The 23,169-nt window shown below is 69.4% G+C and carries 17 protein-coding genes and 1 pseudogene; 8 read left to right on the top strand and 10 right to left on the bottom strand.

All coding sequences use genetic code 11. The features are described 5' to 3' along the window. Positions 1 to 58: 58 nt before the first annotated feature. The 3 genes from mtnB to AC31A1_RS07940 are packed head-to-tail and all read right to left on the bottom strand — an operon-like array spanning position 59 to position 1,985. The gene (gene mtnB, locus AC31A1_RS07950; RefSeq protein WP_489652545.1) at positions 59 to 667 is read right to left on the bottom strand and encodes a methylthioribulose 1-phosphate dehydratase; all 609 of its coding nucleotides are present in this window, start codon (positions 665 to 667) and stop codon (positions 59 to 61) included. Next, entirely contained in the window at positions 664 to 1,389 is a 726-nt protein-coding gene (gene mtnC, locus AC31A1_RS07945) for an acireductone synthase (RefSeq protein ID WP_489652544.1), read from the bottom strand. Before mtnC ends, mtnB begins: the two co-directional genes overlap by 4 nt. Beyond that, positions 1,386 to 1,985, bottom strand: a complete 600-nt coding sequence (locus AC31A1_RS07940; RefSeq protein WP_489652543.1) for a 1,2-dihydroxy-3-keto-5-methylthiopentene dioxygenase — start codon at positions 1,983 to 1,985, stop codon at positions 1,386 to 1,388. The genes mtnC and AC31A1_RS07940 overlap by 4 nt, the downstream gene beginning before the upstream one ends. A gap of 581 nt (positions 1,986 to 2,566) precedes the next feature. On the opposite strand from AC31A1_RS07940, the gene AC31A1_RS07935 reads away from it, so the two are divergent. The 4 genes from AC31A1_RS07935 to mtnK are packed head-to-tail and all read left to right on the top strand — an operon-like array spanning position 2,567 to position 7,450. Continuing rightward, on the top strand, positions 2,567 to 3,664 hold the full coding sequence (locus AC31A1_RS07935) for a substrate-binding domain-containing protein (RefSeq protein ID WP_489652542.1): 1,098 nt from the start codon (positions 2,567 to 2,569) through the stop codon (positions 3,662 to 3,664). Then, positions 3,651 to 5,195: a sugar ABC transporter ATP-binding protein gene (locus AC31A1_RS07930; RefSeq protein ID WP_489652541.1), complete on the top strand. Its 1,545-nt coding sequence runs from the start codon at positions 3,651 to 3,653 to the stop codon at positions 5,193 to 5,195. Before AC31A1_RS07935 ends, AC31A1_RS07930 begins: the two co-directional genes overlap by 14 nt. Before the next feature lie 25 nt (positions 5,196 to 5,220). Further along, a complete protein-coding gene (locus tag AC31A1_RS07925) occupies positions 5,221 to 6,267 on the top strand; it encodes an ABC transporter permease (RefSeq protein ID WP_366495643.1) in 1,047 nt (348 codons plus the stop codon). Between the two features lie 22 nt (positions 6,268 to 6,289). Beyond that, positions 6,290 to 7,450, top strand: coding sequence for an S-methyl-5-thioribose kinase (gene mtnK, locus AC31A1_RS07920; protein WP_489652540.1), 1,161 nt, complete (start codon positions 6,290 to 6,292; stop codon positions 7,448 to 7,450). Between the two features lie 24 nt (positions 7,451 to 7,474). On the opposite strand, the gene AC31A1_RS07915 is transcribed toward mtnK, so the two are convergent. From AC31A1_RS07915 to AC31A1_RS07895, 5 genes are all read right to left on the bottom strand, one after another. Beyond that, a complete protein-coding gene (locus AC31A1_RS07915) occupies positions 7,475 to 8,035 on the bottom strand; it encodes an SMI1/KNR4 family protein (RefSeq protein WP_489652539.1) in 561 nt (186 codons plus the stop codon). A 125-nt stretch (positions 8,036 to 8,160) separates the two neighbouring features. Then, positions 8,161 to 9,777: a glycerol-3-phosphate dehydrogenase/oxidase gene (locus tag AC31A1_RS07910; RefSeq protein WP_489652538.1), complete on the bottom strand. Its 1,617-nt coding sequence runs from the start codon at positions 9,775 to 9,777 to the stop codon at positions 8,161 to 8,163. A 9-nt stretch (positions 9,778 to 9,786) separates the two neighbouring features. Beyond that, the gene (gene glpK / locus AC31A1_RS07905) at positions 9,787 to 11,325 is read right to left on the bottom strand and encodes a glycerol kinase GlpK (protein WP_318015313.1); all 1,539 of its coding nucleotides are present in this window, start codon (positions 11,323 to 11,325) and stop codon (positions 9,787 to 9,789) included. Between the two features lie 83 nt (positions 11,326 to 11,408). Next, positions 11,409 to 12,188 (bottom strand): MIP/aquaporin family protein, encoded by a 780-nt coding sequence (locus AC31A1_RS07900; protein ID WP_489652537.1) that lies wholly within the window; start codon positions 12,186 to 12,188, stop codon positions 11,409 to 11,411. Between the two features lie 390 nt (positions 12,189 to 12,578). Further along, positions 12,579 to 13,352 (bottom strand): IclR family transcriptional regulator, encoded by a 774-nt coding sequence (locus AC31A1_RS07895; protein WP_318015312.1) that lies wholly within the window; start codon positions 13,350 to 13,352, stop codon positions 12,579 to 12,581. 373 nt (positions 13,353 to 13,725) lie between these two features. Here AC31A1_RS07895 and metH point away from each other — a divergent pair, with 373 nt between their 5' ends. The 3 genes from metH to AC31A1_RS07880 all read left to right on the top strand — a co-directional run bounded on the left by metH (position 13,726) and on the right by AC31A1_RS07880 (position 20,068). Further along, positions 13,726 to 17,241 carry a methionine synthase gene (gene metH, locus AC31A1_RS07890; RefSeq protein WP_489652536.1) on the top strand — a complete coding sequence of 1,172 codons (3,516 nt, stop codon included), beginning with the start codon at positions 13,726 to 13,728 and terminating at the stop codon, positions 17,239 to 17,241. Positions 17,242 to 17,339: 98 nt separating this feature from the next. Then, on the top strand, positions 17,340 to 18,035 hold the full coding sequence (locus tag AC31A1_RS07885; protein ID WP_489652535.1) for an HAD family hydrolase: 696 nt from the start codon (positions 17,340 to 17,342) through the stop codon (positions 18,033 to 18,035). Positions 18,036 to 18,463: 428 nt separating this feature from the next. Then, positions 18,464 to 20,068, top strand: coding sequence for an ABC transporter substrate-binding protein (locus AC31A1_RS07880; RefSeq protein WP_489652534.1), 1,605 nt, complete (start codon positions 18,464 to 18,466; stop codon positions 20,066 to 20,068). Between the two features lie 200 nt (positions 20,069 to 20,268). Here AC31A1_RS07880 and AC31A1_RS07875 read toward each other — a convergent pair whose 3' ends face one another. Both AC31A1_RS07875 and AC31A1_RS07870 read right to left on the bottom strand, forming a co-directional pair. Next, entirely contained in the window at positions 20,269 to 20,940 is a 672-nt protein-coding gene (locus AC31A1_RS07875; RefSeq protein WP_019066105.1) for a response regulator, read from the bottom strand. A 177-nt stretch (positions 20,941 to 21,117) separates the two neighbouring features. Next, positions 21,118 to 22,143: a RecB family exonuclease gene (locus AC31A1_RS07870; protein WP_489652533.1), complete on the bottom strand. Its 1,026-nt coding sequence runs from the start codon at positions 22,141 to 22,143 to the stop codon at positions 21,118 to 21,120. Between the two features lie 748 nt (positions 22,144 to 22,891). On the opposite strand from AC31A1_RS07870, the pseudogene AC31A1_RS07865 reads away from it, so the two are divergent. Then, positions 22,892 to 23,169: pseudogene (locus AC31A1_RS07865) on the top strand (hypothetical protein); the annotation flags it as partial.

The following is a 23,169-nucleotide window of genomic DNA, read 5'->3' as shown; positions in this document are numbered from 1 at the left end:
TGCGGCTCCGCCGCGGGGCGCGACCAGCCCCCACCGGCCGCCACTGTGACTACAACGCTCAACGCTGCGTCAGTTCCAACTCCAGCAACCACTCCACCACTTCAGTGTGATGCCGCGCCTGCCTCGCATCCGTACCCCACACGTACAACCCATGCCCGGCCACAACCACCGCCGGCATCCGAGAATCCCGCGCCGCCTCCAGGCGATCCCCAAGCACCTTCATATCCTGGCTGTTGGCGATAACAGGCAGCGTCACCTCGACATCATGCGCAGGCTGCCCAACACCCTTGAGCATCTCGACATCCTTGAACACGATCCCACCCGGCTCCCGCCGCCCCATGGCAACGGACGCCACGGTGTGCACATGGACGACAGCCCCCGCACCCGTCAACGCAGCGACGCGCGCATGCAGTTCGGCCTCGGCAGACGGCTTGCCACCCCGGACGGCCGCACCACCCGCGTCCACCAACACCACATCGTCAGGCGTCAGTTCACCCTTGTCATGCCCGCTGGCCGTCACCGCCAGCCGCAGGGGATCCCGACCCACCACCACGGACAGGTTCCCGGAGGTCCCCCTCATCCAGCCGAACGAGGCGAACCGGGCGGACTCGGCGGCGAGTTGAGCCCCCGCCTCCCTCAGGTCGAGGTCACTGATCTCGGTGGTCACGTGGTGCTCCTTGAACTGGTGATGCCGATCTCGTCGAACGCCCCCGCCTGCGCGTGGTCGCCGACACCTTGCTCGAAATACGGTTCGCCGGGCCGCCGTACGCCCACCGCGTGCCAGCCCGCGGCCACGGCCGCGTCCAACTCGCCGGGGCGGTCGGAGAGAAAGAGCAGCCGGGACGGTTCGACGTCGGTCGCGTCCGCGATGCGGCGGTACGACTCCGGGTCCTGCTTGGGGCCGGCGTTCTCCGTGTCGTAGAGACCGGAGACCAGCGGCAGGAGGTCGCCCTCCGGGCTGGACGTGAACCACGCGCGCTGCGCGGCCACCGAGCCGGAGGAGTAGACGTACAGCCGCAGGCCCGCCGTGTGCCAGGTGCGCAGGGCCGGTACGACGTCGTCGTAGAAGTGCGAGACCAGGTCGCCGCGGGCGAAGCCCTCCGACCAGATGATGCCCTGGAGGGTCTTGAGGGGCGTGGCCTTGCGGTCCTCGTCCAACCAGGTGTTGAGCGTTTTCTCGATCTGTACGGCGTCGGCGTGCGGGTCGCCGGTCAGCTCGCGCACCTGCGCGACCGCCCGGGCCACCGCCGGATCCTCGCCCCGCTCGGCGAGCAGGGCGGCGAAGCGCGAGCGGGAGTACGGGTAGAGCACGTCGACGACGAAACCCGTGGCGCTCGTGGTGCCCTCGATGTCGAGCACCACGGCGTCCACGTCGTACCGCAAGGTCACGCGGCGGCCTTGTCCTGCTGGAAGCCCGCGTGGATCGTGTCGTAGTCGGGGAAGCGCGAGGCGATGGTCGAGCCGGTGAAGTTGCCGATCCAGCCGTCCTCCTCGTGGAAGAAGCGGATCGCGGTGAAGGCCGGCTTGGTCCCCATGTCGAACCAGTGGGTGGTGCCGCGCGGGACGCCGATGAGGTCGCCCTTCTCGCAGTAGACGGCGTTCACTTCACCGTTGACGTGCAGGTAGAAGATGCCCGAGCCGGAGACGAAGAAGCGGACCTCGTCATCGTCGTCGTGCGTGTGCTCCTGGAGGAACTTCGCGCGGGCGCCCGCCGCCTTCGCCGGGTACTCCGGGTCGTCGCTGGGGTGCAGGCCGAGGACGTCGACGGTGGTGAAGCCCTCTTCGGCGTTGAGCTTGTCGATCTCCGGGCCGTAGGCGGCGAAGACGGTGTCGCTGTCGGCGTCGGCCGGGACGTCCTCGCGGATCGGCCACTGCTCGAAGCGCACACCGATCGGGGCGAGCGCGGCGGCGATCTCGGCGGGGTCGGCGGTGCGGCGCACGAGGGTCTCGGGGCCGGACTCGGCCCAGGTGGTGAGCAGCGTCATGGAACAACTCCGAAAGGTGGGAGGGATGTCCGGATGCTGGGACGAGCGCCGGACGGGTGGGGGAGAGAAAGAACGGGCGGCGGGGCGATGACGGCGGACAGTCGGTCAGCCCGGACAGCGCGCGTCGGGACAGCACCGCGTGCAGCTCATGGGGGGTGTCGTCGCGCGAAGTGTCTTCATCGGGGCCTCACTGTGCCGGGTCGGGAGCCGGTCCCGTGATGGTAACCGCCGCCGGTGAACGGACCGGGTGTGACGTAGTCGTTGTCTCATCTGTTGAGAAACCGCTTCCATCCCTTTGACCAATGGCCGAAAACGTTCTCATGATCTCCTTATGAAGACGCTGCTGCTCGTGCGGCGGCTGTACGTGGACTTGCTCCGGTCGACCACATCCAGCTGTCGCTGACCACACCCGGAGCCATTGGCGCGCCCCGCATCGCGGGCCGTCCGCCGCCTGTCCCGCCGCTCGTGCGGTGGCGCACGCCTCGTGCGATGGCGCGTTTTCGCCCCCTGCTCCGGGTGAGCACTCCGTCCTTCTCTCATCTCGCTCTCATCTCGGCAGTACCCCGCACCTGGAGCCCCTCATGTCCCGTATCCGCGTCCCCCTCGCCGCGCTCTCGCTGGCCTCCGTCTCCGCGCTTCTGCTGGCGGGCTGCTCGCAGTCCACGGACGCCTCGAAGAGCGGCGACGACACCGCGGCCTCGGCCTCGGCCGCCACGGGCAAGAAGCCGGCCCCCTTCAGCAAGGGCGCGGTCAAGGTGGCCCTGGTGCGGCAGAGCGGTGCCGGCGACTACTTCGAGCAGTGGGGCAACGGTGCGAAGGCGCAGGCCAAGGCGCTCGGCATCGACCTGACGGTGTACGACGCGCAGGCCGACAACGCCAAGCAGGCCACCGACCTGTCCTCGGCGATCAACTCCGGCGCGCAGGCGATCATCGTCGACCACGGCTTCCCCTCGACGATCCAGCCCGAGATCGACCAGGCCGTGAAGAAGGGCATCAAGGTCGTCGTCTACGACGTCGACCAGACCAACAAGTCCGTGATCAGCACCGAGCAGGACGACGCCAGCATGGCGAAGGCCGTCCTCGACGTGATGGCCAAGACGGTCGGCAAGAACGCCAAGGTCGGTTACGTCAATGTCGCCGGTTACGCGGCCCTCGACAAGCGCGACTCCGTCTGGAAGACCGCGGTCGACGCCAACGGCTGGAAGCAGCAGTTCAAGGTCGGCAAGGTCACCGACTCCACGGCAACGGACAACGTTCCCCTCGTCTCCGCCGCGCTGACCCAGCACTCCGATGTGGCGGGCGTGTTCGCCCCCTACGACGAGCTGGCCAAGGGCACCGTCCTCGCCGTGCAGAACAAGAAGCTGCAGAGCAAGGTGAAGGTCTTCGGCGCGGACGTCTCCAACGCCGACATCCAGAACATGACCGCCGCGAACAGCCCGTGGGTCGCCACGGCAGGCACCGACCCGTCGGCGGTCGGCGCGGCCGTCGTCCGTACGGCCGCCCTTGAGCTGGCAGGACAGTTGAACAAGACCTCGGTCGACTTCCCGGCCGTCGCCATCACCCAGGACTTCCTGCGCAAGAACAAGATCGAGAACATGGACCAGCTGCGCGCGGCCCTGCCCGCCCTGAACCTCTCCAAGGTGAGCACCGCGGACTGGATCCCCAATGTCGCCCACTGACAAGGCGGTTGACGTGGCGGCCGCTGACGCCGCGGTCTCCCTCCGCGACGTCAGCATGGCCTTCGGCGGCAAGACGGTGCTGGCCTCCGTCTCGCTCGACATCGCACCGGGCAGCGTGGTCGCGCTGCTCGGCGCGAACGGCGCGGGCAAGTCCACGCTGATCAAGATCCTGTCGGGCGTGCACACGGACCACGGCGGGGAGGTGCGGGTCGCCGGGGAACCCGCAGCTCTCCAATCCCCGTCGGCCGCCCGGCAGTTGGGCATCCAGACGGTCCACCAGCGGATCGGCGAGGGCATCGTGCCCGGCCTCACGGTCGCCGAGAACCTGGTCTTCGAGGAACTGGCCCAGCGCCGCGGCAACCCGTTCCTCAACGGCCGCCGCGTCCTGGCCCGCGCCCGCGAGATCCAGGCCGGTCTCGAACTGGACTGGAGCGACGCCGTGTTGCGCCGGGACGTCACCGAACTGGGCATCTCCGACCGCCAGTTGCTCATCCTGGCCCGCGCCCTCGCCACCCGCCCCCGGCTGCTCATCCTCGACGAACCGACCTCCGCGCTCTCCGCCGCCGAGGCCGAGAGGCTCTTCGCCCTCGTCGAGAAGATGCGCGACGACGGCATCGCGGTCCTCTACGTCTCCCACCGCCTCGGCGAGATAGACGCGCTCGCCGACCGCCTGGTCGTCCTGCGGGACGGCGGCCTCACCGACGACCAGGTCAAGCCCTTCGACTGGGACAGCGCCCTGCGCGCGATGCTCGCCCAGGCCCACGAGGCGACCAGCGCCCGCCCGCAGCGCAGCGGCGAGCACGGGGACGTCGCCCTCGCCCTGCACGGCGTCCACCTCTTCGAGGGCCGCGCACCCCTCGACCTGGACCTGCGCGCCGGTGAAGTCACCGGCGTCGTAGGCCTGTTGGGTGCGGGCAAGACGGAACTGGCCCGGGGCCTGTTCGGCGCCGAGCCCTTCCCCACCGGCAAGGTCGAACTCGACGGCAAGCCGTACGCACCCCGCCGCCCGTCCGACGCGATCCGCGCCGGCGTCCACCTCGTGCCCGAGGACCGGCACGCCGACGCGCTCGTTCCCGGCTGGTCGGTGGCCCAGAACATCTCGCTGCCGTTCCTCAAGTCCCTGTCCCGGGCCGGGCTCGTGAACACGACGAAGGAGGACGCCCTCGGCCGCGAGACCATCGACGCCCTCGGTGTCGTAGCCCGCGACGAACACAGCACGGTGGAGGAGCTCTCCGGCGGCAACCAGCAGAAGGTCGTCGTCGGCCGCTGGCTGGCTGAGACACCCCGCGTCCTCATCCTGGACGAGCCGTTCCGAGGCGTGGACATCGGCGCCCGCCGAGACATCGGCCGCCGGGCCCGCTCGCTGGCCGCCGAGGGCGCCGCAGTCCTCGTCCTCTCGGCCGACGTGGACGAGGTCCTGGAGATCGCCGACCGGGTCGTCGTACTGGCGGCCGGCGAGGTCCACCTCGACGCGTACGGCGAAGACGCGGAACGCGACCGCGTGATCCAGACCATCTCGGCGTCCGTGTGATGCCGGCCCCTTCAGGAAGCACCCGATGACCACCACCCAGAGCTCCGAGGCCGCACCGAAGGCACTGGCCCCGCCCGCCGTCTCCACCGCCGTGCTCGTCCAGAACGCCGTCATCAAGTACGGGTTCATCTTCGTCACGGTCGCGCTCTTCCTGTACTTCGCGCTGAGCGAGGGCTCCTTCCGGGAGTCGGCGACGATGCTCGACACCCTCCGGTACGTCTCCGTCGCCGCGATCCTCGGTCTCGGCGTCACCCTCACCATGGCCGTCGGCGGGATGGACATGTCCGTCGGCGCGGTCGCCGGGCTCGGGGTCACCGTCGCCGCGAAGACGATGGTGACGTACAACCAGGTCGGCACGGTCGCGATCCTCGCCGTGATCGCGGCGGGCGCGCTCGCCGGACTCCTGAACGCCCTGCTCATCGTCGTGATGAAGATCCCGGACATGCTGGCCACCCTCGGCACCATGTTCGTCATCCAGGGCACCAAACTCATCCTGGTCGACGGCCAGTCCATCTCCGCCGGCATGACCGAGTCCGACGGCAGCACGGCCCCCGGCAAGTTCACCGACGGCTTCCTGCGCATCGACCGCGGCACCCTCCTCGGTATCCCGATCTCCGTGCTGATCTTCGGCGCGCTGACCGTCGTGGCATGGGTCTTCCTGGCCCGCACCCGCTGGGGCCGCATCCTGTACGCGATCGGCGCCAACCCCGAGGCCTCCCGCCTGGCGGGCATCCGCGTCGGCGCGTACCGGGCCCTCGCCTACGTCCTCTCCGGCGTCCTCGCCTCGATCGGCGGCCTGATCCTGGCGTCCCGCATCGGCCAGGGTGACGTGTCCGCCGGAACTTCGCAGCTGCTGGAGGCGGTCGCCGTCGCCCTGGTCGGCACGTCGGTGTTGGGCCGTGGCCGCCCGAACGTCTGGGGCACGGCCCTCGGAGCGGTGTTGATCGGCATCATCACCACCGGCCTGACCATCAAGGGTCTGCCTTACTACACGCAGGACGTAGTCGAGGGCGCGGTCCTCATCCTCGCCCTGGTCTTCAGCTTCACCCTGTCCAAGCGCCGCACCGCATAAGGAAGTTCGAGGAGTTCGTACGATGGGCTACCGCATCCTGGAGACCGAGGACATCCCGGCCTACCTGCACGAGCGCGGCCACTGGGCGGACGTGACCGACATCCACGTCCGTGAGGTGTCGGACGGCAACATGAACCGGGTGTTCCTCGCGTCGAACGCCGACGGCAGTCACAGCCTCGCCGTCAAGCAGGCGCTGCCCTGGGTGCGGGTCGCCGGTCCCTCCTGGCCGATGAGCCCCGAGCGTGCCGACGCCGAGGCGCGGGCGTACGAGCAGGTTGCGCGGGTCGCCCCCGACAAGATCCCGGCGATCCACGGCTACGACGCCGACAACTACGCCCTCGTCATGGAGGACATGTCCGACTTGGAGGTCCTCCGCACGGTCCTCAACGAGGGCGCGTCCTACGGCCCGGACACCTCGGCCCGGATCGGCGAGTTCGTGGCCCAACTCGCCTTCGCGACCAGCGACTTCGGCATGTCCTCCGCCGACCGCAAGGCGCTGATCGCGACCTCGGTGAGCCCCGAGCTGTGCAAGATCACCGAGGACGTGGTCCTCTCCGAGCCGTACATCGAGCACGAACACAACCACTGGCTCCCGGAGTTGACGGACCTGGCCGCTTCCTTCCGCGCGGATGCCCATCTGCGCACGGAGGTCGCCGATCTCCGGTACACCTTCATGACCAGCGCGCAGGCCCTGCTCCACGGCGACCTGCACACCGGCAGCGTCATGGTCGGCGAGCGCGAAGGCGCCCCGGTAGTACGGGTCTTCGACCCCGAGTTCTCCTTCGTCGGCCCGATCGGCTACGACCTCGGCCTGTACTGGGCCAACGTGCTGGTGTCGGAGCAACGGGCCCGCGAGCTGGGCACGTTGTCCGACCACGCCGACCAACTCCGCCTCTCCTGGGCGGCGTTCGAGACCGAGTTCCGCCGCCTGTGGCCAACGCGCGTCGACACCTTCTTCGACGACACCTACCTCGACCGCTTCCTCTCCCGCGTCTGGACCGACTCCGTCGGCTACGCGGGCACGGAGATCGTCCGCCGCATCATCGGCTTCGCCCACCTGACCGACCTGACGACGCTGCCGGATCCGGTTCCGGCGTCGAGGCGGGCGTTGCTGCTGGGCCGTGAACTGATCGTGCGGCGGGAGGAGTTGGCGTCACCGGACCACATCAGGGCGCTTGTCTGAGAGGCGTCACTCTGCTGAGCCTCGTCATTCCGCGTCGAACCACTCCTTGCCTGCGGCCCAGTGAGACACCCAGCCGGCGAACCCCGGCGCGGAGGTCGTGAACCCGAACTCCGCGCCGAACGGCATGGCGCCCACGTCGGTGACGTGCCAGATGTGCCCCCGCTGGGGGCCGGTGACGACCAGGTGCCAGTTCATCGCGCAGCCGTCGGTCCCGAGCACGACCGAGCCGTGGTTGAGGACCTGCCCGACGACCGCGTCGGGGTCCTCGTAGGGCCCGTCGTCCTCCTCCCACAACCACCCCACGGCGAGCGGGAACGGCTTGCCCAGGTCCCGGTCCTCCTCGCCGTCGCCCCAGTCGTCCGGCAACTCGGCCAGCCCCACCAGCCCGTACTCCGGCGGCCCTTGGAACGACCCGTCGGACATCTCCGCCACGAACGTCCGGTACGGCTCCGGCAGCACCACCCCGTGCTCCGCCTCGAACGCGCGCACCGCGTCCCAGCCGAGCGCCGACTCCCCGCCGTCGTCCACGCCGAACGCCGCCCGCAGCGCGGCGAGTTCATCGGCGGAGGCTTGATCGTTGTTCATAGGCCCATGTAAGCACCCGGCACTGACAACCGGGCACGCCGAAGGGGCGGCTCCCTCGATGAGGAACCGCCCCTTTCACGCTGTGGCAGAAGCAGCCGTAGCGACCGGCGTGTTAGCCGTACCGCCTACTTCTTGTCGAGCAGGTCCTGGACCTTCGCGCGGATCTCGTCCGTGGCCAGGCCGCGGATCGTCAGGGTGGTGCGGCGGCGGAGGACGTCGTCCTGGGTCTCGGCCCACTCGTGGTCGCGGGCGTAGACGACCTGGGCCCAGATCTCGGGGGCGTCGGGGTGCACGCGCTGGCCCAACTCGGGGTTCTCGTTGGCGAGTCGGGCGATGTCGAAGGCCAACGAGCCGTAGTGCGTGGCCAGGTGCTTCGCCGTGTCGGCCGCCATGCGCGGGCCCGGCGCCGGGTTGTCGACCAGGAGGCGGTGGGCGACCGCGCGCGGGTTGGCGACGCCCGGGAGCGGGAGCTTCTTCGGGAGGGAGGAGATCGGCTCGAAGTCCTCGCCGAGCGGGCGGCCCGGGAGAGCCTCCAGCTTCTGCATGACCGTACGGCCGATGTGCCGGAACGTCGTCCACTTGCCGCCCGCGACGGACAGCATGCCGCCCTTGCCCTCGGTCACCACCGTCTCGCGCTTGGCCTTGGCCGTGCTGCCCGGGCCGCCCGGCAGCACGCGGAGACCGGCGAAGGAGTACGTGATCAGGTCACGGGAGAGCTGCTGGTCGCGGACCGAGAACGCGGCCTCGTCCAGGATCTGGGATATGTCCTTCTCGGTGACCGAGACGTCCGCCGGGTCGCCGTCGTACTCCTCGTCGGTCGTGCCGAGCAGGAGCATGTCCTCCCAGGGGAGGGCGAAGGTGATGCGGTACTTGTCGATGGGGGTCGCGAGTGCGGCCTTCCACGGAGCCGTCCGCTTCAGGACCAGGTGCGCGCCCTTGGACAGGCGGATGGACGGGGCCGAGTTCGGGTCCTCCATCTTGCGCAGGTGGTCGACCCACGGGCCGGTCGCGTTGAGCACCAGGCGGGCGCTCACGCCGAACTCGTCGCCGGAGGTGGTGTCGCGCAGCTCCGCTCCGGTCACCCGGCCCTGGGTGAAGCGCAGGCCCGTGACCTCGGCGTGGTTGAGGACGACCGCGCCCGCCTCGACGGCCGCGCGGACCGTCATCAGCGCCATGCGGGCGTCGTTCATCTGGTCGTCTCCGTACACGGCGACGGCCTTGAGGTTCTGGGTGCGCAGCTCCGGCACGTCCTGCGCCGCCTTGGCGGGGGACAGGAGGTGGCCGACGCCGTCGCCGAACGCGGAGAGCGCGGAGTAGGCGAAGACGCCCGCCCCGAGCTTCGCCGCACCGTGCGGACCGCCCTTGTACACGGGGAGGTAGAACGTGAGCGGGTTCGCCAGGTGGGGGGCCACCTGGCGGGAGACCGCGCGGCGCTCGAAGTGGTTCTCCGCCACCAGCTTCACCGCGCCGGTCTGCAGGTAGCGCAGACCGCCGTGGAGGAGCTTGGAGGAGGCGGAAGAGGTGGCGCCGGCGAAGTCGCCGGCGTCGACCAGGGCCACCCGCAGCCCGGACTGCGCGGCATGCCAGGCGGTGGAGATGCCCAGGATGCCGCCGCCGATGACGAGGAGGTCGTACGTCGCCTTGGAGAGCTGCTCCCGGGTCTCGGCCCGGCTCGGGTTCGAGCCGGAGGCCGGGTGCGTACCGAGGGCAGGCACGGACTGCAGGGTGGACTGACTGGTCATGTGGGGTTCTTACTCCTCGTCGTCGAGCCAGCCCATGGTCCGCTCCACGGCCTTGAGCCAGCTCTTGTACTCACGGTCGCGCTTCTCCGCGGCCATGTTGGGGGTCCACTCGGCGGCCCGGCGCCAGTTGGCACGCAGGTCGTCGGTGCTGGTCCAGAAGCCGACGGCCAGGCCGGCGGCGTAGGCGGCGCCGAGGCAGGTGGTCTCGGCGACCATCGGGCGCACCACGGGGGCGTCCACGAAGTCCGAGAGCGTCTGCATCAGCAGGTTGTTGGAGGTCATGCCGCCGTCGACCTTGAGCGCGGCGAGCTCGACACCGGAGTCCTTCGTCATGGCGTCCGTGATCTCACGGGTCTGCCAGGCGGTGGCCTCCAGGACGGCACGCGCGAGGTGCGCCTTGGTGACGTACCGGGTCAGACCGGCGATCACACCGCGGGCGTCGGAGCGCCAGTACGGGGCGAACAGACCGGAGAAGGCCGGTACGAAGTAGGCGCCGCCGTTGTCCTCGACCGAGAGCGCGAGCGTCTCGATCTCGGCGGCGGTGGAGATCAGGCCCATCTGGTCGCGCATCCACTGCACCAGCGAACCGGTGACGGCGATCGAGCCCTCCAGGGCGTAGACCGGCGCTTCGTCGCCGATCCGGTAGCCGACCGTGGTCAGCAGGCCCGAGTAGGAGTTGATGATCTTCTCGCCGGTGTTCATCAGCATGAAGGTGCCGGTGCCGTACGTGGACTTGGCCTCGCCCTCGGCGAAACAGGTCTGGCCGAACAGGGCCGCCTGCTGGTCGCCGAGCGCGGAGGCGACCGGGATGCCGCCGAGCAGCTCGCCGAGACGGCCGCCGGTGACCTCGCCGTAGACCTCGGCGGAGGAGCGGATCTCCGGGAGCATGTTCATCGGGACGCCGATGGACTCGGCGATCTTCTCGTCCCACGCCAGGGTGTGCAGGTTCATCAGCATGGTGCGGGAGGCGTTGGTGACGTCGGTGTAGTGCTTGCCGCCGTTCACACCGCCCGTCAGGTTCCAGATGACCCAGCTGTCCATGGTGCCGAAGAGGATGTCGCCCGCCTCGGCGCGCTCGCGCAGGCCCTCGACGTTGTCCAGCAGCCAGCGGGCCTTGGGTCCGGCGAAGTACGAGGCGAGCGGGAGGCCCGTCTCGCGGCGGAAGCGGTCCTGGCCGACGTTGCGCCCCAGCTCCTTGCAGAGCGCGTCGGTGCGGGTGTCCTGCCAGACGATGGCGTTGTGGACGGGCTCACCGGTGTTCTTGTCCCAGAGGAGAGTCGTCTCGCGCTGGTTGGTGATGCCGATGGCCTTGATGTCGTCGCGGGTGATGCCGGCCTTCTCGATGGCGGAGGCGACGACCTCCTGGACGTTGGTCCAGATCTCGGTGGCGTTGTGCTCGACCCAGCCCGGCTTCGGGAAGATCTGCTCGTGCTCCTTCTGGTCGACGGAGACGATACGGCCGTCCCGGTCGAAGACGATGCAGCGGCTGGAGGTCGTGCCCTGGTCGATGGCCGCGATGAACGGGCCGGCGGTGTGCGCGTCGGTCACTGTGTGCTCCTGAGGGGTTCCGTGGTCATGAGGACTGGTTCTACTGCTGCTTCAGTGCTCGGAGTTCCGGTTCTCATCCGGTTCTAAGCAAAGGCGAGGTTGTAGATACCCGCAGCGATCGCGCCGCCGATCAGCGGACCGACGACCGGGATCCAGGCGTAGCTCCAGTCGGAGCCGCCCTTGTTCGGCAGCGGCAGGAGCGCGTGCACGATGCGCGGGCCCAGGTCACGGGCCGGGTTGATGGCGTAACCGGTCGGGCCGCCGAGCGACAGACCGATGGAGACGACCACGAACGCGGTGATCAGGGCGCCCAGGGTGCCGAGGCCGTTGCCCTTGTCGTTCAGACCCTGCGTCAGGATGGCGAGGATCAGGACGACGGTGCCGATGATCTCCGTGGCGAGGTTCTGCACCACGTTGCGGACCTCAGGACCGGTGGAGAAGATGCCCAGGACAGGTCCGGCGCCCTTCTCCTGGGCCTCCACGGACTTGGCCGCCGGCTCGCCGACGATCTCCTTGTCCGTGAGGTGGGCCTGGAACTGGCCGTAGTAGGCCACCCAGACCAGAGTCGCGCCGATCATGGCGCCGAGCAGCTGCCCGGCCCAGTAGATCGGGACGTTGTCCCAGCCACCGTCCTTGATCGCGAGTGCGAGCGTCACGGCCGGGTTGAGGTGGGCACCGGAGAGCGGTGCCGAGATGTACACGGCCGTCATGACGGCGAAACCCCACCCGAAGGCGATGGCCAGCCAGCCGGCGTTACGGGCCTTGGAGGCCTTCAGCGTGACGGCGGCGCAGACGCCGCCGCCGAGCAGGATGAGTACGGCGGTACCTATGGTCTCGCCGATGAAGATGTCGGAGCTGGACACCCGCGACTCCTTTGTCCTTCGTCCAGGGAAGCCGAACCCCGGGTCCCGCCGGGGGTTCGTGCGCCCTCGGGGGTGAGAGCGATGCCGGCCTTTGGCGTTGCCACACTCTAGCGCGTATTGCCGGTAGGTGTTCGACAATGCCGACCGATGGACGGGAGTCTTGCTCCGGCGTTACGGGCGCGTCAAGAGTGCTGTTATCGAAAACACGATCGTTATTGATTGCTGTGGGCTATCGATCGCGCGATCGATGCGGACGGCTATCAAGTGGACACCGTGTGTGGTGATTTGGCGTTTTGGCCGACTTTGTCGTCCAGAGTACGACTGAAACCGGAACGTCCTCATGACGTTCCGGTTCTTTTTCGCTGTGAATCGAGGATGAATCCGGGCTGGTCAGAACCGCCCGGCGCCCAGATCCCGCGACACCGCGCGGGCGCAGTCCCGTACCGCGGCGATCAGCTCGGGGCGCAGCGCGCCGTCCTCGTCGGGCCGGCACAGCCGCTCCACCGCGCCCGTGATGCCGACCGCGCCGACCGGCATGCGCCGCCGGTCGTGGATGGGCGCGGCGATGGACGCGACGCCCTCCCAGGTCTCCTCGACGTCGGCCGCGTACCCACGCGCGCGCGTGACGTCCAGAACGTGCTCGAAGTCGGCCAGCTCGGACACCGTGCGCTCGGTGAAGGGCTTGCGGTCGGCCTCCAGGACCTCGCTGTGCGCGACCGGGTCGTAGGCCGACAGAACCTTGCCCAGGGCCGTGGAGTGCAGCGGCTGCATGGCGCCGATCTCCAGGACCTGCCGGCTGTCGTCGGGGCGGAAGACGTGGTGCACGATCAGGACGCCGTGCTGATGCAGCACCCCCAGGTGCACGCTTTCGCCGCTGGAGCGGGCCAGGTCGTCCGTCCAGACCAGAGCACGTGCCCGCAGTTCGTGGACGTCGAGGTAGGTGGTGCCCAGGCGCAGCAGTTCGGCGCCGAGCTGATAGCGCCCGGAGACGTCGTCCTGCTCGACGAAGCCCTCCTGCTGGAGGGTGCGCAGGATGCCGTGCGCCGTGCCCTTGGCGAGACCGAGCGACGAGGCGATGTCCGAGAGGCCGAGCCGTCGCTCGCCGCCCGCGAGCAGGCGCAGCATCGCGGCCGCCCGTTCGAGCGACTGGATGTTCCGTGCCATCGCCGTACTGCCTCCGTCCCGTTCGACCGTCGACGCGCGACGTCGCTGCCGCCGTTCGGCAATGTCGAACACTACCGGTCCATGCCGACCTCCCGCTAATGGTCGGCCGATTCCGGTCACGTCTCCTGTTGCGTCTCCTGTTGCGTCACTCGTCGCGAGAACCTAGACGGCGTTGACCCGCACGTCACCCCGGTCCGCGTCCCGTTCACCCCGGTCCGCCTCCCCGCCGACCCGGTCCGCCCCATGGACGCATCGAGCATCTCCCGGCCCGACCCCGTTACCCTGGCGGCGTGCATGCTCCCGGGGGAGTTCCGTGAGAGGTTCCCAGGGAAGCCGCAAAGCCGACAGCCGTCGCACTCCAGGGAGCCCCTTCATGGCCTCGTCGCCACTGACCCCTTCTGCCGACAGCCGGACCCGTGTGTCCGCGCTCCGAGAGGCACTCGCCACCCGCGTGGTGGTCGCCGACGGAGCCATGGGCACCATGCTCCAGGCACAGGACCCCACCCTTGAGGACTTCGAGAACCTCGAAGGCTGCAACGAGATCCTGAACATCACCCGCCCGGACATCGTCCGCTCGGTCCACGAGGAGTACTTCGGCGTCGGCGTGGACTGCGTCGAGACGAACACCTTCGGCGCGAACCACTCCGCCATGGCCGAGTACGACATCCCCGAGCGCGTCCACGAACTCTCCGAGGCCGGCGCCCGCATCGCCCGCGAGACCGCCGACGACTTCACCGCCCGCGACGGCCGCCAGCGCTGGGTCCTCGGCTCGATCGGCCCCGGCACCAAGCTGCCCACCCTCGGCCACATCGCCTACGGCACGCTCCGCGACGGCTTCCAGGCCAACGCCGAGGGCCTGCTCGCCGGCGGGGCCGACGCCCTGATCGTGGAGACCACCCAGGACCTCCTCCAGACCAAGTCGTCGATCCTGGGCGCCCGCCGCGCCATGGAGGCGACCGGCGTCGACGTACCGCTGCTCGTCTCGATGGCCTTCGAGACCACCGGCACCATGCTCCTGGGCTCCGAGATCGGCGCCGCGCTCACCGCGCTCGAACCCCTCGGCATCGACATGATCGGCCTGAACTGCTCGACGGGCCCGGCCGAGATGAGCGAGCACCTGCGCTATCTCGCCCGCCACTCCCGCACCCCGCTGCTCTGCATGCCGAACGCGGGCCTGCCCATCCTCACCAAGGACGGCGCCCACTTCCCGCTCGACCCCGAGGGCCTGGCGGAGGCGCAGGAGCACTTCGTCCACGACTACGGCCTGAACCTGGTCGGCGGCTGCTGCGGTACGACCCCCGAGCACCTGCGCCAGCTCGTCGAGCGCGTCCGCGAGACCGCCCCCACCGAGCGCCACCCCCAGCCCGAGCCCGGCGCCGCCTCCCTTTACCAGACGGTTCCGTTCCGCCAGGACACCGCCTACCTGGCGATCGGCGAGCGCACCAACGCCAACGGCTCGAAGAAGTTCCGCGAGGCCATGCTGGACGGCCGCTGGGACGACTGCGTGGAGATGGCCCGCGACCAGATCCGCGAGGGCGCCCACATGCTTGACCTCTGCGTGGACTACGTCGGCCGCGACGGCGTCGCCGACATGGAGGAACTGGCCGGCCGCTTCGCCACCGCCTCCACCCTGCCGATCGTCCTCGACTCCACCGAAGTCCCGGTCATCCGGGCCGGGTTGGAGAAGCTCGGCGGCCGCGCGGTCATCAACTCCGTCAACTACGAGGACGGCGACGGCCCCGAGTCCCGCTTCGCGAAGGTCACCCAGCTCGCCCAGGAGCACGGCGCCGCCCTCATCGCGCTGACCATCGACGAGCAGGGCCAGGCCCGCACCCCGGAGCACAAGGTCGCCATCGCCGAGCGGCTGATCGAGGACCTCACGACGAACTGGGGCATCCACGAGTCGGACATCCTCATCGACACCCTGACCTTCACCATCTGCACCGGCCAGGAGGAGTCCCGCGGCGACGGCATCGCCACCATCGAGGCGATCCGCCGCCTCAAGGCCGCCCACCCCGACGTCCAGACCACGCTGGGCCTCTCGAACATCTCCTTCGGCCTCAACCCGGCCGCCCGCATGCTGCTCAACTCGGTCTTCCTCGACGAGTGCGTCAAGGCGGGCCTCGACTCGGCGATCGTGCACGCCTCGAAGATCCTCCCGATCGCCCGCTTCACCGAGGAGGAGGTGCAGACGGCCCTCGACCTCATCTACGACCGCCGCGCCGAGGGCTACGACCCGCTGCAGAAGCTGATGGCCCTCTTCGAGGGCGCCACCACCAAGTCCCTGAAGGCAGGCAGGGCCGAGGAGTTGGCAGCCCTCCCGCTGGACGAGCGGCTCAAGCGCCGCATCATCGACGGCGAGAAGAACGGCCTGGAGGCCGACCTCGCCGAGGCGTTGCAGACCCGCCCCGCCCTCGACATCGTCAACGAGACGCTCCTGGACGGCATGAAGGTCGTCGGCGAGCTGTTCGGCTCCGGCCAGATGCAGCTGCCGTTCGTGCTCCAGTCCGCCGAGGTCATGAAGACCGCGGTCGCTTATCTCGAACCGCACATGGAGAAGTCGGACGCCGAGGGCAAGGGCACCATCGTGCTCGCCACGGTGCGCGGCGACGTCCACGACATCGGCAAGAACCTCGTCGACATCATCCTGTCCAACAACGGCTACAACGTCGTCAACCTCGGCATCAAGCAGCCGGTCTCCGCGATCCTGGAAGCCGCCGAGGAACACCGCGCCGACGTCATCGGCATGTCGGGCCTCCTGGTCAAGTCCACGGTGATCATGAAGGAGAACCTCCAGGAGCTCAACCAGCGCAAGATGGCCGCCGACTACCCGGTCATCCTGGGCGGTGCCGCGCTGACGAGGGCGTACGTCGAGCAGGACCTGCACGAGATCTACGAGGGCGAAGTCCGTTACGCCCGCGACGCGTTCGAGGGACTGCGCCTGATGGACGCCCTGATCGGCGTCAAGCGGGGCGTGCCCGGCGCGAAGCTGCCCGAGCTCAAGCAGCGCCGGGTCCGGGCGAGCGCGGCCGTGGAGGTCGAGGAGCGCCCCGAGGAGGGTCACGTCCGCTCCGACGTCGCCGTCGACAACCCGATCCCCCAGGCGCCGTTCCGCGGCACCCGGGTCATCAAGGGCATCCAGCTCAAGGAGTACGCGTCCTGGCTGGACGAGGGCGCCCTCTTCAAGGGCCAGTGGGGCCTCAAGCAGGCGCGTACGGGCGACGGACCGACGTACGAGGAACTGGTGGAGACCGAGGGCCGCCCCCGCCTGCGCGGCCTCCTGGACAAGCTCCAGACCGAGAACCTCCTCGAAGCGGCCGTCGTCTACGGCTACTTCCCCTGTGTGTCCAAGGACGACGACCTGATCATCCTGGACGACGAGGGCAACGAGCGGACCCGCTTCACCTTCCCGCGCCAGCGCCGCGGCCGCCGCCTCTGCCTGGCCGACTTCTTCCGGCCGGAGGAGTCCGGCGAGACCGACGTCGTCGGCTTCCAGATCGTCACCATGGGCAACCGCATCGGCGAGGAGACCGCGAAGCTCTTCGAGGCGAACTCCTACCGCGACTACCTCGAACTGCACGGCCTGTCCGTCCAGTTGGCCGAGGCGCTCGCCGAGTACTGGCACGCGCGCGTGCGCTCCGAACTCGGCTTCGCCGGCGAGGACCCCACCGACGTCGAGGACATGTTCGCCCTCAAGTACCGGGGCGCCCGCTTCTCCCTCGGCTACGGCGCCTGCCCCGAACTGGAGGACCGCGCGAAGATCGCCGCCCTGTTGGAGCCGGAGCGCATCGGCGTCCACCTCTCGGAGGAGTTCCAGCTGCACCCGGAGCAGTCCACGGACGCGATCGTCATCCACCACCCCGAGGCGAAATACTTCAACGCACGTTGATCGGATAAGTCGTACACTGGTCGGTCCACCGCAGGCCGGTCGCCCTTGTGTGTATCAGGGGTGGCCGGCCTGATCGCCCCTCAAGGAGGTGCGCCAGGATGACCAGCACGGTCCCCGCGCTCGGAACCCGTACGGCCGAAGGCTCAGCACTCCAGGCCGTACTGCTCGACATGGACGGAACCCTGGTGGACACCGAGGGCTTCTGGTGGGACGTAGAGGTCGAGGTGTTCGCCGCCCTCGGACACACCCTCGACGACTCCTGGCGTCATGTCGTGGTCGGCGGCCCCATGACCCGCAGCGCCGGCTTCCTGATCGAGGCCACCGGCGCCGACATCACCCTCACCGAGCTGTCCGTCCTGCTCAACGCGGGCTTCGAGGACCGCATCGGGCGGAGCCTGCCGCTGATGCCGGGCGCCGCCAGACTCCTGGCCGAGCTGGCGGAGTACGAGATCCCGACGGCCCTGGTCTCCGCCTCGCACCGGCGCATCATCGACCGCGTCCTGACCGCGCTCGGCCCCCAGCACTTCGCGCTGACGGTCGCCGGCGACGAGGTCACGCGCACCAAGCCGTACCCCGACCCGTATCTGCTCGCCGCCGCCGGACTCGGCGTGGACCCGGCCCGCTGTGCGGTCGTGGAGGACACCGCGACCGGTGTCGCGGCGGCGGAGGCGGCGGGCTGCCTGGTGGTGGCCGTGCCGTCCGTGGCGCCCATCGCCCCGGCCGCCCGGCGCACCGTCGTGACCTCGCTGGAAGTCGTCGACCTGGCATTTCTGCACGGACTGATGGCCGACTGATGACGGAAATGCGCCAGCTGTTCACCGAGCGTGCAAAGTCCAATGGGGCCAATGGGGAAAAGAATTCGAACTCGGCCGACCGGTCGAATTCCGTTGCTCTCCAACCGAGTTGACGCGTGTGAGGTTCCCCACGCGCCGGAGGGTCGACATCGTCGTCGCCGTGTGCTGTTCACCCCATTTCTGAGGCCGATCACGCACCCTTGTGTCCCGATTGGTGAAACCCTGCACTAATCCTTCCCTCGGCGGGTTTTCGGTCTGTCCGCAGCCGGTTCCGCTGCGTGATGGGAACTCAACTACGGTGACCGTGAACCCCCGTGCGGGTCCGGACTAATCTCAACGCGAGAACATCGCCCTTACCCCCGTGATCGACATCACCACCCCATGTATGTCGGGTACACGGACTCGAACAGCTCTGGAGAAACTCCCGCATGAACCGCAAGACTTTGGTGCTGCCGGCCGTCGTCGGCCTGCTCGCGCCGGTGCTCGCCGCGTGTGGCGGCTCCGGCAGCGGGAGTTCCAGTGACGATGCGATCATCGTCGGCACCACGGACCGGTTCGAGGCGACGAAGGACGCTCCGGCGCCGCTCGACCCCGCCTACGCCTACGACGTCGGCACCTGGAACATCCTGCGCCAGACCGTGCAGACCCTCATGATCCAGCCCAAGGGCGAGGGCGACCCGGTGCCCGAGGCCGCCGAGAAGTGCGGCTTCACCGACACCGGCAACGAGCGCTACGCCTGCACGCTGCGCGAGGGTCTGAAGTTCGCCAACGGCGACAAGATCACCGCGGAAGATGTGAAGTACTCCATCGACCGCGCGATGCGCATCAAGGCCGACAGCGGCGTGTTCGCCCTCTTGTCGACCGTCGACACCATCGAGACCCAGGGCGACCGCGAGGTCATCTTCCACCTGAAGACGGCCGACGCCACGTTCCCGTACAAGCTGTCCACTCCCGTCGCCGGCATCGTGAATCCGGACGACTACCAGAAGGACAAGCTGCGCGACGGCTTCGACATCGACGGCTCCGGCCCGTACACGCTCTCGGTGTCCACGAAGGGCGACGCGATCACCACGGCCACGTTCACCAAGAACCCCAATTACAAGGGTGCTCTGAAGGTGAACAACAGCAAGGTCGAGATGCGTTCCTTCGACGACGCCGACGCCATGGGCAGTGCGATCAGCAAGGGCGACATCGACGTCATGACGCGCACCATGTCGCCGGAGCAGATCCAGAAGCTCAGCGACGACACGGACGGCGACGTCGACCTCGTCGAGATGCCCGGCCTCGAAATCCGCTACCTGGGCTTCAACACCGACGCCCCGACGGTGAAGACGAAGGCCGTCCGCGAGGCGATGGCCCAGATCATCGACCGCGGCGAACTCGTCTCCAAGGTCTACGGCACCGAGGCCGAGCCGCTGTACTCCATGGTCCCGGCGACCATCACGGGCCACTCGAACTCGTTCTTCAACAAGTACGGCGACCCGAGCGTCACCAAGGCCAAGGCGATGATGGCGGCCGCCAACATCACCACCCCGGTGAAGCTGACCCTCAACTACACGACGGACCACTACGGCCCGGCGACCAAGGACGAGTTCGTCCAGCTGCAGAAGCAGCTCAACGACAGCGGCCTGTTCGACGTCAGCATCAAGGGCACCCCCTGGGCGACGTTCCGGCCGGCCGAGCAGAAGGGCAAGTACGACGTCTACGGGATGGGCTGGTTCCCCGACTTCCCCGACGCCGACAACTACCTCGCGCCCTTCCTCGACAAGGACAACACCCTCGGCTCGCCGTACGCCAACACCAAGATCAGGAGCACGCTGATCCCGGAGTCGCGTCGCGAGGCCGACCGGCTCGCCGCGTCCAAGAGCCTCACGGCCATCCAGGACATCGTCGCCGCCGACGTCCCGCTGATCCCGCTGTGGCAGGGCAAGCAGTACGTCGCCGCCCGCGACGACGTCACGGGCACCGCGTACGCCCTCAACTCCTCCTCGACCCTCCAGCTCTGGGAGCTGGGCCGAGGCGTGGGCAACTAGCAGCCCCGACCGCACGGTGAACAAGCTCGACCGGTGGCCAGTACCGCCGAACACGGCGGGACTGGCCACCGGCCTGTCGGCGGTGTTCCGGTTCTGGGAACTCGCCGATTGCTGACCGGTCCCGTACATACGGAGAGGGCGCCCCTGTCAGGAAGGGGCGCCCTCTCCGTATGCACGGCTGCCTGCCGCGACTGTGACGGCTACTGCGCGCCGGGGCGCACCAGCCCGCTCTCGTACGCGTACACCGCGGCCTGGACCCGGTCGCGCAGGCCCAGCTTGGTGAGGACGTGCCCCACATGCGTCTTGACGGTGGTCTCGCTGACGAACAGGTCGGCGGCGATCTCCGCGTTCGACAGCCCGCGTGCCACCAGCTTCAGCACCTCGACCTCACGCTCGGTCAACGTGTGCAGGGCGTCCGGGACGGGCTCGTCACCGGACGGCAGATGCCCGGCGTACTTGTCGAGCAGCCGCCGCGTGATGCTCGGCGCGAGCATGGCCTCACCGGCGGCCACCACCCGGATCGCCTGCACGAGTTCATTGGCCGGCGCGTCCTTGAGCAGGAAGCCACTGGCTCCGGCCCGCAGCGCCTCCACCACGTACTCGTCGAGATCGAAGGTGGTCAGCACCAGCACCTTCGCCGGACCGTCCCGCCCGGGACCGGTGATCTGCCGGGTCGCCTCCACCCCGTCCATCCGCGGCATACGGATGTCCATCAGCACCACATCGGGCTGCAGAGCCCGCACCTGGTCGAGCGCCTGCAGTCCGTCACCGGCCTCACCGACGACCGCGAGATCCTGCTCCGCCTCCAGAATCATCCGGAACCCGGTTCGCAGCAGCGGCTGGTCATCAACCAGTAGGACGCGGATGGCCACGTGAATCTCCTTCGCTAGCCCGGGCCCATTCTGCCCTGCGCACGGCCGGGCGACTCGACCGCCCTTGGGGGCGGCTGTCGGGTCTTGGCGGGAGTGGGTGTGGGGACGCGGTGTGCTGTGTCCGGGCTTGCGGCGGGAGCGCCGAACGGACCCTTGGAGGAAGGGTTGGTACGGCGCTTATGCCCCCTTGGCGGAGAGACCGCCCGAGGACTCCGGACCCGAGGCACCTTCAGCGGAAACACCGCCCACGGCCTCAACCCGCCCGCCAGAACCGCCGTCGGCCCTCCGCACCGGCAACGGATACGGCGGGGGAGTGCCGCCGAACTCCGGGCACACCTCCTGGTGGTCGCACCAGCCGCACAGCTTGGTCGGGCGTGGGCGCCAGTCGCCCGTCTCCGTGGCCAGCCGGATCGCCTCCCACAGGGCGAGCAGCTTGCGCTCCACCCGCTCCAGGTCGGCGATGACGGGGTCGTACGTCACCACGTCCCCGCTGCCCAGGTACACCAGCTGGAGCCGGCGCGGGACGACCTGCTTCAGCCGCCAGACCACCAGGGCGTAGAACTTCATCTGGAACAGCGCACCCTCGGCATACTCGGGCCGCGGCGCCTTGCCCGTCTTGTAGTCGACGATCCGCACATCGCCCGTGGGCGCCACATCGACCCGGTCGATGATCCCGCGCAGCTTCAGCCCTGAATCCAGCTCGGCCTCGACGAACATCTCCCGCTCGGCGGGCTCCAGCCGCGTCGGATCCTCAAGGGAGAACCACCGCTCGACCAGCCGCTCCGCCTCCCCGAGCCAGCGCGCCAGCCGCTCCCCCTCGGGATCATCGGCGAACAGCTCCACGACCTCCGGCCGGGACTCCCGCAGCCGGTCCCACTGCCCCGGGATCAGCGACTTGGCCCGCGGCGCCGTGCGCTCGGCCGCCGGCGCGTCGAAGAGCCGCTCCAGCACCGAGTGCACCAGAGTCCCCCTGGTCGCCGCCTCGCTGGGCTTCTCCGGCAGCCGGTCGATCACCCGGAACCGGTACAGCAACGGGCACTGCATGAAGTCACTGGCGCGCGAGGGCGACAAAGAGGCCGGCGCTATGGCGACGCGCTCGACCACGCCCACCGTCCCCGTCTCCACCGTCACCGCCGCGGTCGGCTCCGCCGCCGCGCCCTCGTCGCCGACTGTCCCCGCGACGCCCTCCGCACTGGTCTCCATGCCCACAGACCTTACGGCCCGCCACTGACAGTGACCCGATCCCGCCCCACACACCCGCGACGGCCGGGGAAACGCGGGGGGTGCCGGGGCGGAACGCGTCGCGACCGCCGCATACCATCGACCCGAGACCCCTCCGCCCGGCTGGCGCGGAGGATGCTTCGAACGAGGGGACACCGTGGACGAGAGCGGCGGGAGCGGGCAGCCGCGGTCCGGCACCAACGAGCCGACCGAACACGCCCCGGGTGCCACGCCCCCGGCCACCGCCGAACCGAAACCTGACGACGCCACCCACCAGAAGCCCGAGACTTCCGCCCAGGAGCACGGGGACGCGAACACGTCGTCCGCGGAGCACGGGAGCGCGGTGCAGTCGCCCGAGCACCGGACAGACGCGAACACGTCGTCCGGCGAAACCAGGTCCACGGGTACGTCGTCCGGAGAGCACGGGGACACGGGCACGTCTTCCGGAGACGGCAAGGACGCGAGTACGCCATCCCAGCTCCGCGGCGACGGGAGCACCTCGTCCGGGGAGCGTGGGCCCACGGACGCGACCTCACAGGACCGCGGGGCCGCGACCACCTCGTCCGGAGAGGGCAGGGGTACGGGAACGTCGTGGGAGGAACACAAGGACGGGAACACGTCGTCCGGGGAACGTGAGGCCGCAGCCGCGTCGCCCCAGGACCGCGAGCACGTGCGCTCATCGTCCGAGCCCCGAGAGGGCGCCGGCACGCCGTCAGAGACCCGAGGGGACGTGAACACTTCGCCCGAGGACCGCGAGGAGGCGACCGCGTCGCTCGAACACGCCACGCGTGACGGCGACTTGGAGCCGGGCCCGTCGTCCGGGCCGGCCGCGGAGGGCCGTACGGAGCAGGGATCACCGTCCGGGTCCGCCGCGAACGGCGCCGCGGAGACGGAGACTCCCGCAGGTTCCTCCGGCCCCGCCACGACCCACCGCACGGCGCCCGGGGCGACCGGCACATCGTCCGGGCCCGCGGCCCAGGACCCCAACATGTCGCCCGCCCCGACTCC

It is taken from the genome of Streptomyces sp. P5F9 (assembly GCF_057961495.1).
Note: the sequence above shows the minus strand (reverse complement) of the source record. Positions and strands in the feature narration are given on the sequence as shown.

Coding starts and splice junctions, on each gene's coding strand:
- AC31A1_RS07940 (WP_489652543.1), bottom strand. CDS start 1,985: ATGACGCTGCTCACCACCTGGGCCGAGTCCGGCCCCGAGACCCTCGTG.
- AC31A1_RS07935 (WP_489652542.1), top strand. CDS start 2,567: ATGTCCCGTATCCGCGTCCCCCTCGCCGCGCTCTCGCTGGCCTCCGTC.
- AC31A1_RS07930 (WP_489652541.1), top strand. CDS start 3,651: ATGTCGCCCACTGACAAGGCGGTTGACGTGGCGGCCGCTGACGCCGCG.
- AC31A1_RS07925 (WP_366495643.1), top strand. CDS start 5,221: ATGACCACCACCCAGAGCTCCGAGGCCGCACCGAAGGCACTGGCCCCG.
- mtnK (WP_489652540.1), top strand. CDS start 6,290: ATGGGCTACCGCATCCTGGAGACCGAGGACATCCCGGCCTACCTGCAC.
- AC31A1_RS07915 (WP_489652539.1), bottom strand. CDS start 8,035: ATGAACAACGATCAAGCCTCCGCCGATGAACTCGCCGCGCTGCGGGCG.
- AC31A1_RS07910 (WP_489652538.1), bottom strand. CDS start 9,777: ATGACCAGTCAGTCCACCCTGCAGTCCGTGCCTGCCCTCGGTACGCAC.
- AC31A1_RS07895 (WP_318015312.1), bottom strand. CDS start 13,352: ATGGCACGGAACATCCAGTCGCTCGAACGGGCGGCCGCGATGCTGCGC.
- metH (WP_489652536.1), top strand. CDS start 13,726: ATGGCCTCGTCGCCACTGACCCCTTCTGCCGACAGCCGGACCCGTGTG.
- AC31A1_RS07885 (WP_489652535.1), top strand. CDS start 17,340: ATGACCAGCACGGTCCCCGCGCTCGGAACCCGTACGGCCGAAGGCTCA.
- AC31A1_RS07880 (WP_489652534.1), top strand. CDS start 18,464: ATGAACCGCAAGACTTTGGTGCTGCCGGCCGTCGTCGGCCTGCTCGCG.
- AC31A1_RS07870 (WP_489652533.1), bottom strand. CDS start 22,143: ATGGAGACCAGTGCGGAGGGCGTCGCGGGGACAGTCGGCGACGAGGGC.